This is a genomic window from Clostridium sp. MCC353, assembly GCF_018785315.1.
Taxonomy (GTDB): Bacteria; Bacillota; Clostridia; order Lachnospirales; family Lachnospiraceae; genus CHH4-2.
On sequence record NZ_WQPN01000173.1, the window covers coordinates 20,258 to 32,413 of the forward strand.

General features: G+C 47.2%; 10 protein-coding genes. 6 read left to right on the plus strand and 4 right to left on the minus strand.

The window, feature by feature from the left end; translation table 11 throughout:
- Positions 1-66 precede the first annotated feature (66 nt).
- The 4 genes from GPL15_RS25760 (at position 67) to GPL15_RS25775 (ending at position 2,521) form a co-directional block, all read left to right on the plus strand.
- A complete protein-coding gene (locus GPL15_RS25760) occupies positions 67-300 on the plus strand; it encodes a superoxide dismutase family protein (protein ID WP_215701542.1) in 234 nt (77 codons plus the stop codon).
- Positions 301-546: 246 nt separating this feature from the next.
- A complete protein-coding gene (locus GPL15_RS25765; protein ID WP_215701543.1) occupies positions 547-1,125 on the plus strand; it encodes a TetR/AcrR family transcriptional regulator in 579 nt (192 codons plus the stop codon).
- 126 nt (positions 1,126-1,251) lie between these two features.
- Positions 1,252-1,551 (plus strand): DUF1330 domain-containing protein, encoded by a 300-nt coding sequence (locus GPL15_RS25770; RefSeq protein WP_215701544.1) that lies wholly within the window; start codon positions 1,252-1,254, stop codon positions 1,549-1,551.
- A 55-nt stretch (positions 1,552-1,606) separates the two neighbouring features.
- Positions 1,607-2,521, plus strand: coding sequence for an MBL fold metallo-hydrolase (locus tag GPL15_RS25775; RefSeq protein WP_215701545.1), 915 nt, complete (start codon positions 1,607-1,609; stop codon positions 2,519-2,521).
- On the opposite strand, the gene GPL15_RS25780 is transcribed toward GPL15_RS25775, so the two are convergent.
- Genes GPL15_RS25780 through GPL15_RS25795 form a run of 4 tightly spaced genes read right to left on the minus strand, consistent with a single transcriptional unit; the run spans position 2,442 to position 8,238 of the window.
- Positions 2,442-4,661, minus strand: coding sequence for a helix-turn-helix domain-containing protein (locus GPL15_RS25780; protein WP_215701546.1), 2,220 nt, complete (start codon positions 4,659-4,661; stop codon positions 2,442-2,444). The two genes, GPL15_RS25775 and GPL15_RS25780, sit on opposite strands and share 80 nt — an antisense overlap.
- 6 nt (positions 4,662-4,667) lie before the next feature.
- Positions 4,668-5,573: a carbohydrate ABC transporter permease gene (locus GPL15_RS25785; RefSeq protein ID WP_215701547.1), complete on the minus strand. Its 906-nt coding sequence runs from the start codon at positions 5,571-5,573 to the stop codon at positions 4,668-4,670.
- An 18-nt stretch (positions 5,574-5,591) separates the two neighbouring features.
- Entirely contained in the window at positions 5,592-6,545 is a 954-nt protein-coding gene (locus tag GPL15_RS25790) for an ABC transporter permease subunit (protein ID WP_215701548.1), read from the minus strand.
- Between the two features lie 34 nt (positions 6,546-6,579).
- Positions 6,580-8,238, minus strand: coding sequence for an extracellular solute-binding protein (locus tag GPL15_RS25795; RefSeq protein WP_215701549.1), 1,659 nt, complete (start codon positions 8,236-8,238; stop codon positions 6,580-6,582).
- Positions 8,239-8,751: 513 nt separating this feature from the next.
- Between GPL15_RS25795 and GPL15_RS25800 the strand changes: the two genes are divergently transcribed.
- On the plus strand, positions 8,752-10,737 hold the full coding sequence (locus tag GPL15_RS25800) for a heparinase II/III family protein (protein WP_215701550.1): 1,986 nt from the start codon (positions 8,752-8,754) through the stop codon (positions 10,735-10,737).
- A gap of 14 nt (positions 10,738-10,751) precedes the next feature.
- On the plus strand, positions 10,752-12,149 hold the full coding sequence (locus tag GPL15_RS25805) for a sulfatase-like hydrolase/transferase (RefSeq protein WP_215701551.1): 1,398 nt from the start codon (positions 10,752-10,754) through the stop codon (positions 12,147-12,149).
- Positions 12,150-12,156 lie beyond the last annotated feature (7 nt).

Below are 12,156 nucleotides of genomic sequence, written 5' to 3' on the forward strand. Positions count from 1 at the left end.
TAAAAGAAAGTGATACCTCTGTGTCATCCCAATATCCAGACACCCGGCTCAACTGATTTTTATGCCATGCATATACACGAAAATGGCAACTGTTCCGACCATTTCGCCCATACGGGAGAACATTACAATCCTACAAACCAGCCTCATCCGGATCACGCCGGGGATCTGCCCCCTCTGCTGGGAAACCAGGGTTATGCCTGGACGTCTTTTTATGATAAAAGGTTTACCGTCGACCAGATCATGGGAAGGGCAGTAATCATCCACGGCGTTATCCGCCCGGCAGACAATTACTGGGATTAACATCGATTTTAAGGGGAAGAATGTATAAATCGATGATAAGCCGGAAAAAGGGGAAATTCTAAAACCATAACAGCCAGGCACTATGCACCTTTCCGGGAACAGAGCGCCTGGCTGATTCTATTTAACTTGGCAGTATGCGTATGACTCAGACAATGTTCCAGGCATCCCCTTCACATATTGACAAACTCCATCCCCCAATGCTACAATGCAAGTAATCACTTGCCATACTATGAAATGGAGGCTGCCATGACTGATGAAACGCAACAAAAGATAATCGACGCTGCCATGAACCTGATCATGGAAAAGGGCTATTCCCAAACGACTACCAAAGAGATCGCCCGCCTGGCCGGCGTCAACGAATGCACCATATTCAGGAAGTTTGAAGGGAAGAAGGACATTGTTCTCACCGCAATGCAGCAAAAAGAATGGTGCCCCAGCCTGGGGCCTGAAGACTTTCAGAACTGTACCTGGAATCTCCGGGAGGATTTAGAACGTTTTGCCCTCATCTATATGCAGCGGGTTACACCCAGATTTGTGAAAATTTCCATTGGATTGAGGTCTCCGGAATTATTTGCCGAGACAGCAGACGGCATCATGCAGATCCCGCTCACATTCAAGAAGGGATTATTGAATTATTTTGATAAGATGAACAAGAAGGGAAAGCTTAAAAAGGCTGATTATGAAAGCCTTGCAGTGGCATTTCTGTCCATGTGCTTCGGTTTCGTGTTTTTCAAAGCGTCATTTGAAGACCGTCTCACTCCCATTCAAAGCCAGGAATATATAAAAGCCGGAGTTAAGGCTTTTGTAAAAGGGATTAAAGAGTAAATTCCTTTAATCCTTTTCTTTTAACAGATGTGCAAGTAAGTACTTGCATTTTTGTTCAGTTGCTTTAAATACAGCGGCGCAGTTTTAAGCAAAATATACTGCAAATAACAATAAGGAGGATCTGCCATGTCATGTTATTTTATTGCTTCCATTCACACCACCACCCCTCAGTCTCAATCCGAATACCGGGATTATATCCAACTGGTGAAACCGATTGTCGAGCAGCATTCTGGCGTCTACCTGGTCCGAACTGAGAATCTTACAGCTCTCAGCAATAATTGGACCCCCGACCGGCTGATCATCATCCGGTTCCCGGACCGGGAACATCTGGACCGGTGCTTTCAGTCGGAAGAATACCGCCGGATTGCCGGGAAACGTGAAAACTCTGTGGACAGCAGAGCCGTCATCGCCGAAGGAATTGACTAGTACTACAGCGTATTCAACACTAAAACCATTCATCACCATATCAGGAGGAACACTATTGAAGATAAATGAACAAGTCCACCAGTTAAAAATCACATTTCAATTAACGCCCCAAATTAAACGCTATGTCTATGTTTATATCATCACTGGCAGGCACTGCTATCTGATCGATACCGGAGTGCACGGCAGCGAAACCCTCATCCAGTCCTATCTGGAATCCATAGGAAAGTCCCTGGCAGACGTTAAGGGAATTTTCCTCACCCATTCCCATCCGGATCACATCGGCGCCGCCCAGGCCATAAAAGAGGCGTCCGGCGCCCCGGTCTATGCCTGCCGGGGAGAAAGGGAGTGGATGGAGGACATCCATACCCAATACAAAGAACGGCCCATACCCGGATTCTATGACCTCCTAAAAAGGTCTATTAAAATAGACCACTATATAAAAGAGAATGACCTGATTCCATTAGAATCCGGCCTCACATTAGAAGTGATGGAAACCAGCGGCCATTCCAAAGAATCCCTGTCCTTTTATCTGCGGGAAGCCCAAACGCTCTTCACAGGAGATGCCATTCCCGTGAGAGGGGATATCCCCATCTTCGTCAGCCATTCAAAAAGCCTGGAGACCTTGTTAAAGCTGATGAACCTGAAACAGGTTTCACAGTTCTGCCCGGCATGGGATCATGCGTATGACAGAGAACAAGGCCTCCAGGCCATGAAAGACGGTTATGAATATTTGGAAGCGATCCGGCAGGCGGCGGCATCCGTGATGAAGGAATCACCAGACGCACCGGAGAAAGACAGGTTTCTGATGGTTTGCAGCCGCCTTTCCCTGGATTCCCTGGCTTTAAACCCACTGTTCTTCCAGTCGGTTCACGCGGCTTTTGAAGAGGCTGTCATTTCTCAGCCCCCTCAGCTCCCTCTGCCTCCTTCTGCTTCTTGTACTGATAAGGGGTCACCCCATACACTTCTTTAAATATCTTGATAAAATACTGCGGAGAGTTGTATCCCAGCATGCGGGCAATATCCTTCATGCTGTGGCCTTCTCCGATCAGTTCCACAGCCCGGTTCAGCTTCTTTTCCTTTATATATTCCGTATAGCTCTTTCCCATCATCTGTTTGAACATGCGGCTGAGGACATCCGGCCGGAGCCCGAACTGATCCGATAAAAAGTCCAGAGAAATGTCATTTTCCAGATTCTCGTCAATCAGCCTGAGAAGCCTTGTCTGCATGTCCGCATCCACTGATTTCTTCTTCTGCCGTATGTTCTGGAGCAGGACCTCGCACAGATCCACAACCCATTCCTCAAACTGGTCGATATCCTCAATCTGTTTGTAATACTCCCGGATATCATAACCGAATACAATCCACATATCCAGCTGCCTCTGAACCATGATCTGATACAGCAGCGTGACCAGATCCCTGAGCGTGGAAAGACAGTAGTCGATGGTATAATTCCCTTCTTTAAACGAGACTGTCAGGCCTTCAAAATGATATTTGAAATCCAGGAAATTCTCACTGTTTATATCCCGCTCCATGGCGTCAAACAGTTTCAGATGGCTGCCGGAACCCTTTCTATGTTCCATATCCACATCCTCGTATCTTAAAATCTGCTTCTGTGTGAACATAAAACGGTATCTGGATACCTCATTGGCGCTCTTATAGCTGTTCTTAATGCTGTCCTTTGCCATTTCAAAAACAGCTCCTGAAACCATTCTGCATTCCGGGATCAGGTTTGTAATGCAGGTGGTAAAGTCCTCATATACCTGCTCAAACTGATCCTTCTCAAATACCAGCACTGAAACCAATTCCCCTTTTTCCATAGTGGTAAACAGACCATGATATTGATCATTCCTGTTTAAAAATACTTCCTGAAGGCGGATCACCAGGTCATTGGAGCCGGCGGCATCCTGATAATACAAAACGACGGTGCAGACGCTGTTATGATCCAGATAAGGGTTCATCCGTTCATATGCAGATTCTGTCCTCCGGTTCAGAATCAGGGAGCGGACTGCATTTTGGAACAACAGCGGTTTAGAAGATTTTACCGTCTCATTCAGGGATGTGATTTCCTGGGTCAGGGCGTTAAGAGAATGGTCAAAACTGGCTTTTCCATCCTCCAGATCGATCCCCGCGTCTTTGGAGACTTTCAGCAGCCTCTTTTTATAGGCATGATGGTTAAACCAGGAAAATGCAACCAGAATAATCAGGTTGAATAGAATAGAGATCAAAAAGTTCATGAAGAATATGCGGTTTCTCACATTGTAATCCGCATAAAATGTGCTGTTCTGCACGTAATACACATAGTTCAGATTGGTTTTCTGAGAATTGGAATAAAAGGCAGTCATGGCCTCATCATCGATTTTCAGAGACAGTTTAGGGACGGCCATGCCCTTTTCCTCTTTCATGTCCTTGATTATATCCCCGGCCACTTCCCGGTCAGCCCCCTGGGTCACATATAAAAGCTGGCCCCCCGGTGAGGCGATCACCAGCGTGCCTTCTTCTTCATCGATGTATTCCCGGAAACTGGACGGCATAATATGTATAGCGACAATAATCCCCCTGTCTTTCCATTTGGACTGGGAGATTCTTTTCACATACGTTATGACCGGCTCTCTGGTCGGGTAAATTCCTTCCGGGGATTCCAAAAACACCGCGTCTCTGCCTTTTTTTAGAAATTCTTCATACCAGGGAAGGTACTGGTCAACATCCTTTTCCTGTTTCACATAATGTACTCTGGAAAACCCGGTCACAATCGTGCGGGTCGCTTCATAATAGATATCCACACTGGCTACATATGGATAGGATTTATGGATTTCCTCCAATTGGGACACCAGCCCGCGGATACGGGCCGGTGAACCTATGATCTCCTCTTCCTGGGGAATGAGGGTATCCTCATTCTGCCGGGTATCGGAAAAATACAACTGGGGTATATCAATTGCCGCTTCCATAATCTGCTTATCGATATTCTGGAAGGCCAAATTGGTAATCCTCTCATTATAGGCAGTAAAGCTTTCCAGATACGCTTTGCTGTTCAGATTATGAAATACCAGATAATTAAACAATGCAAGAAATGTGATGCTGAACAAGTTGATATATAACAATTTTTTAAACATGTTTTATTATCCTTTAACAGAACCTACAATCATACCTTTTACAAAATATTTCTGTAAGAACGGATAGGTGCAGACAATCGGTATCAAAGACAATACCAGCGCTGCCATCTTCATTGTTTCCGTATGTATTACCACATCGGTCATCATCTCCATATCAGCGGTCTGGCCGTTGACTAAGATGGTCTGTATCACATATTGAAGCACATAAAGGCTGTTTTTTGTTACATAGAGCATGTTGTCCATCCAGGCGTTCCAGTGATGAACACAATACCACAACGCGATCGTTGCCATAACCGGCGTTGAAAGCGGCATGTAGATCTTAAACAGAACCTGTAGATTGGTGGCCCCGTCTATTTTGGCCGATTCCTCCAGCGCAGGCGGTATGCTCATAAAAAAGTTCCGCGTGATGATCAGGGCAAATCCCGTTATCAGGCATGGCAGAATGTATACCAGAAAGTTATTTGTCAAATGAAGGTTTTTAATCAACAGATACTTAGGTATCATACCGCCTGAAAAGTACATGGTGAACACGACGAACAGCATCAGCCCTTTTCTGTAAGGAAGGTTCAGCTTGGCAAGCGGGTAGGCTGTGAGCAGTGTGACAAGCACTCCGCTGGCGGTACCAACCACCGCACGCATAATTGTGTTCAAATAACTGTGCCAGAAATTATCATCCGTAGCGATCTTGGAATATCCCGAAAAATCAAATTCCAAAGGAATCAGATGGAATCCTGTTTTATTGACAATGGATGCAGGGCTCATGGAAATCGTAATCACCTGCATGAACGGGAGGACGATGGAGAGCATCAGAATAATGGCTATCGCATACGCAAATCCATCTACAAACCAGTCTTCCGCACTCCGTTTTCTCTTTCTCCTGACGGTCACTTCTATGGCTTTTTCCTTTTTCATAGTTTTCACTTCCTCTCCTTACCACAACGCATAGTCGTTGGTCTTACGCGCTATATAGTTGGTCAGAACTACAAGCATAAACGATATGCCGTTCTTAAACAAATCCACCGCCGTTGTAAAGCTGTACTGCATCTTCTGAATACCCATCCGGTATACAAAAGTTGAAATAACGTCGCCTACGGCATAGGTAGACGGGGTAAGGAAGTTATAAACCTGCTCAAAGCTGTCATTTAAAATCTTACCAGATTCCATAATAAACATAACGGTAATGATCGGCGCCAATGCCGGCAGCGTCACATGGATAATCTTTTTAATCCTTCCTGCTCCGTCCATCTCAGCCGCCTCATAAAGGGTGGGATCCACGGATGTAACTGCAGCCAGGTAAACGATGGAACCCCAGCCGATGGATTTCCAGAGGTCGGAGAGCACCAGCACTCCGCGGAAACATTTTGGTTCAGCTACGAAAAAGATCGGTTCAATCCCCATATTCTGAAGCAGAATATTGATGGGTCCCCGGGAAGGGGACAGGAATTCGATAATAATTCCTGAAACCACAACCCAGGAGATAAAATGAGGCAGATAAGAAATGGACTGGGCCACTTTCTTAAAACGCACGCTTTTAATTTCATTCAATGCCAGGCATAAGATGATCGGCGCCGGGAAGCAGATCACCAGTTTGTAAAGACTGATAACAATCGTGTTTTTCAGTACGGATAAGAAGAACGGATCTGAAAACAGCGCCTTAAAATGCTTCAGGCCTACAAATGCGCTCCCGCTGACGCCCTTTAACGGATAATAATCCTGAAAGGCGATGATCAGCCCGTACATTGGTCCATAGCAGAACACCAGGAAAAACAACAGGCCCGGAATCAGCATGATGTAATACTCTTTATAGTAGACCAGATTGCCAATAAACCCTCGTTTAGATTTTTTGCCTGCTGTAACCTTTTCTACATTTTTTGCGACTTTCACTTAATATTACCTCCCACGGCTGGCCGGAATCTTGTTATTTGCCGATAGCAGCAACTTTTTCAGCATAAGCTGCCTGTACTGCTTTTTCAGCTGTTTCTCCGCCGGCTTTCTTAAATTCTTCTACATATGTTTCAAAGTAATCGAGAGGCTTCGCACCAGTAATCATATCGAAATAAGCCTGCTCTGTCAATGTATCCAGTGTTGCGATCACATTCGCGAATTCCTCTGTAGGAGGAGCGTTGAAACGGTAATATCCATTTCCAGTAACATCATGGCCGAATTTTGTCTTCTGAGGTGTGATATTCTCAGCATATGTAACGGTGCTGCCGAAGTCTACCTGTAAAACGCCTTCTTTTCTCAGTTCCGTACCTTCCATCAGACGGATCGGGCCGTTATCGGTCATTTCAAAATGTTTTCCTTCCAGGCCGTAGTTTACTAAGCGGGCATATTCCATATCTGCATAGTAAGCATCCAGCATTGCTAAGAACGCATCCACCTTACGGGGATCTGATACGCCTTTTGTTGTAAGACAGGTTAAACGTCCTGTCAGGTTCCATCCTTCTGTACCTGATTTGCCATCTGGTCCGATAGGAGCCGGCCCGATTACGATATCCGCGTTGGGATCAAGGCCTTTTAATTCCTTCATACATACGCCCCAGTTGCTTTCATCCGTTGTATCTGTGCTGGAGTTCAGGTAGTGGTATGGCTGAGCGGATGTTAAACCGATCTTGCCATTCATGAAGGAATGGGACAGCCATGTATAACCGCCATGGTTTTCACCTGTGATAAATTCTTTATCCAAGATACCTTTCTGATACCAGTCATGTAATGTTGTCAAAGCTTTCTTTGCATCGGGATGGATATATGGGAAGAACGGCACATTGTCTTCGCCAAGCTGCATCTCTTCTACTTTAAATCCAGGTTTGCCGCCAGTTACACAGCGGAGCCCGTAAGCGCCGAATACAGCGCCGAAGGTACGTTCAGCCATACCAGCCGTATCTTTCTTTCCGTTTCCGTCAGGGTCCTGCTCCACAAATGCGGTGAGAACCTTCTCATAATCTTCCAATGTCTCAGGAACTTCCAGGCCTAACTTGTCCAGCCAGTCTTTTCTCCAGAACATAGCCATTGGAACCGCATCCATAGGATTGGTAACGCCGTAGTTCTTTCCTTTATAAATCATTGTGCTCCATAAGGTTCCGTCATCGTACTGATCCGCTACCGCCGCGTAATGAGGCGCTTTCTCACGGATTAATTCAATAGGAAGTTCGCCGAGGATTCCGCCTTCTACATAAGTAGGAAGCAGGGATAAATCGTTAACTACCAGCACGTCCGGCATTTCGCCGCCTGCAAAACGAACATTCAAATTCTCACGGAACTTGTTGGCATCCACATACCATGTTTTCAAATCAATGTTAAAACGCTCTTCTATCATTTTAACAACTTCTGCATCGTCATCAACTTCTGCTGAAGTTTCACCAACCAGCCATTCCATCTGAACCGGTTCTTCCTTAACTTCTGCGGCTGTTGTTTCTTCTGCTCCCTGAGTTCCCGCAGTCGTACCTGCCGCTGCTGTTGTCTGATTTGCTGTTGTAGGTGCTTCTTCCTTTTTAGAAGATCCGCATCCTGCCAATGATGTAACTGCCATTGCAGATACCATCATACCAGCCATAATCCGCTTTAATGATTTTCTCACACTTTCTTCTCCTTCTGCTGCTCTCTTAACTTATTTAATCCGGCAGCTTATAACTCTTTTAAAACTCTTATAATGTAATAACTGCCATGCCTTTAAGACCTTTGGCGCCTTCCCCTGTCTTACCGCGCCGGCAATTACTCTGCACCAATGGTATCACAAGAATTTTCAATAGGCAATTATGAACATTTTGTAAAATACCACTTTTTTGTACCTGTATTTTTAGTCTTTTCTTTCAGATGTGAAAGCCATTATGAGCATTCCAAAAAATATCGGTTTTATGGGGTTTTCCAGTTCTTTTTATGTTTTTTTGCATCACATTTTCCGCTCCATAGAAATGGTATTTTGATAATTTCCAAGTCAGGTTTTCCCCATTTTAAAGGGGCGGGGAAGGGGCTTTGGCAATAAACTCCAGGCCATTTTCAAAATTGTGGTATTTTTCAAAAAACCATCATTGATGCCAATATTTACCGATTCTATAATGAAGATAACGCAATGATCAGAAAGGAAAAAAACATGCAGAGTCACAACCAAATACTGAAAGAACCACTAACCATGGAGCAGACGTTTCACCGGTTCAGGGAGCGGACGAAAAACAATTCTTCCCTCAAAAACAAAGCGGAAATCATCAGCCGGGAACTGCCGGAAATCATAACTTCCGTTTTAAAAGAAGCCGGGGATGCCATGAATGGGCTCGTGCTGCTTCCCGGAAACGGACAGAAATCCCAGATCGGCAATCCGCCGGGATGGCACGAGAACCCATATCACAACAACGAATACGTATTTCAGATCAGCCGCATGAATCACTGGCTGCCCATGCTCTATGCTTATTCGGTTACCGGGGATGAGATTTATTCAAAGAAAATTATAGATGAGCTGACAGACTGGATTTCCAACTGTCCCAGACCGCCTATCTTTGATGAGGACGGCAGCCCGAGAACCGGTTACATAAACTCTCCGGCCGCCAAAGAATGGCGCCTGTTGGAATGCGGAATCCGCCCATACCGTACCTGGTGTCCGGTGCTGGAAGGCCTGTGTGATTCTCCGCATTTTACAGCGGAGGTATTCGAATCAGCTCTTTACAGCCTTTATGAACACTGTGAGACCGTTTACCGCCTGTCGCCTCTGGCCTGGCCGAAAGCGGATCACAACCACTATCTGATGGAAAATCTGGGGCTGCTGGCCGTATCCTGCATGTTTCCCGAGTTAAAAGATTCGGAAATCTGGAAAAATCATGCAATAAAGGAACTCTGCCGCTGCATGGAACAGCAGGTGGATATCCAGGGTGCCCAGATCGAAGGCTGCCCTTCCTATCATAACGGCTGTCTGTTCTGGTTCGCAATGGTTCTGGTCTACAGCAGAAAATATGGTTTCCAACTGCCTGAGAGCTACCGGGAACGCTTTGAGCGCATGGCAGTCCACTCCATTTACGCCACCCGCCCAAATGGGACCAATGTCCCCTGGGGCGATACCAGCACCCTGACAGGCACCCTGCCCAAAGCCGCCGTCTGTTCCTATCTGGGAACTGGCGACCGTTCATTTTTAAGCTTGTGCCTGAATTATTACCGTTATGAAGACCTGCTGAAAGAAGCGGAAGAACAGCTTTGGCGGATGGACGATGTGGGCGGGTTTATAACCGCTCTAAAAGAAAGCCGTCCAAAACTTCCCGGCCTTCCCCTTCTCTATTATAATGAAAACCTGAAACACGTTTATTTCCGTACAGGCTGGAAACGGGACGATTTGAGCGTCATGTTCGCATGCCGGTCCCCAATCCAGAACAATCACGCCCACATCGATCCCTGCGGCTTTGATTTTACAGCCTTTGGAATCCCCATGGCGGTGGACCCGGGCAAATACACCTATCAGGACGGCCCGGACCGAAAGAACTTTAAGAGCATGGGATGGCATAACACCCTGACCATAAACCACCAGGACGCATGGGAATATATCAGTTCCTGGAAATACGGCAGGCAGAAAGAGGGGCGGATCACCGGCTGCCGGACCGAAGGCGGGCTTCTCTGGGCCGCTGCTTCCCATGCCAATTATGAACCGGCAATCCACACCCGGGCCCTGGCCCTGGTTCACGGGGATTTTCTGATGGTTATAGATGTTGTTGAACATCTGAAGCCGGAAGACACGGTTCAAATCCAGTTTCACATTGACCGTCCTCATCTGTGCCTCAAGGGCCAAACGGCCACAGCACATTGGGACGGAGATATTTCCCTGTCCGTCACCAGCAATGGCGGCAGCCCGGCCCTCATTCCCGCCAGAATATCTGACCGGAATGATATATACAGGGATTCCACGATCCTTCAGTACCAAAAATCCCGGCCGGAAGAGACGGAAGTATTCCTGTCCGTCCTCTGTCCCGCAAAAGGAACGCCTGCGTCGGTGCCGCAACATGTAACCGTATCCCGTCATCCGGAAGCAGCCGTATCATTCCTGCTTTCAGGAGTGCAGTACTCGTTTGGACTGACGGCCCATGAACTGAAAAAACTATAAAACCGGAGGTATTTATGTCTGATAAAATGTATCCCAATATCCTGTTTCTCATGACCGACGAACACCGCCCCGACCTGGCCGGCTTCGCCGGGAATCCCGTGGTGCGCACACCGAATCTGGACTGGCTGGCTAAGGACAGCGTGATCTTTGAAAACGCCTACACCCCTTCGCCGGTCTGCATTCCCGCCAGGCAGTGCCTGATGAGCGGGCAGCTTCCCCGCACCTGCGGCTGCGAGGTGTTCGGAGACGACCTGACGCCCTTCTACCGCACATTTGCCAGGACATTCAGTGAAAACGCGTACAACACCGTCTGCTGCGGCAAACTGCACCACAACGGGCCGGATCAGATGCAGGGCTGGCAGCACCGGATCGGCAATGAAACCCGGCTGACTGAGCGTTTCATCGAAAACCAGGACAAAGAAAAACTGAGCCGTTTCAGGGTGTCCCAGGCCGACCACCGCTGGACCAACGCAAAAGAAGTGCTGCGGGCCGGTGTGGGGCATGCCAGAAATACGGCAAATGACGAATATACCCTGCAGGGGGCGTTAAATATCATTGAAGATATCTTTGAATCCCCTTATTATGATAAACAGCAGACCGGACAGCCCCTGCTTTTAAAAGCCAGCTTCGTGCTGCCCCATTATCCCTATTTCTGCGACGAAGAGCTGTTTAAATACTACTTAAACCGGGTTCCGGTATTCGGGGAAGAACAGACCCTCAGCGGGCACCCTTATCTGGATACCAAACACCTGGAAATCGGAACCGATGTGAAGCTGAGGGACATCCAGCGCACCACCGCGGCTTATTACGCCATGATCGAAACAGCGGATCATTATATGGGCCAGATACTGGATAAGCTAAGAGAAGCCGGGCAGGATCTGGACGACTGGATCATCATTTTCACCAGCGACCACGGGGAGATGCTGGGAGAACACGGAATATGGGCCAAACATAAATTTTATGAATCCAGCGTCCGGGTGCCCCTGTTCATCCGTTATCCCTCCCGTTTTAAACCAAGACGGGTGACGGAAAATGTGAACCTGTGCGATATCTACGCAACTCTCTGCGACCTGTGTCATCTGGATACGCCGGATAACCTGGACAGCCGTTCCCTGGCCGGTCTGATGGAGGGCCGCAGCGAAGGCTGGGACAATGAATCCATCAGCCAGTATTTGGGGCAGTATCTGATGATCAAACAGGATCACCTCAAATACCACTATTACGGCGAAGATATGCCGGAAGTTTTATGGGATCTGGAAAAAGACCCGGGAGAAACCACAAATCTGATTTCCGATCCTGACTATAAAGCAGTTCTGGAACGGATGCGCAGCCGCCGCGCCCAGTTAGGATTCGGGCCGGATGGAGATACCAATTATAAGAATGCCGGATATTCCACACATCCGGAGAAATGAGGACAGT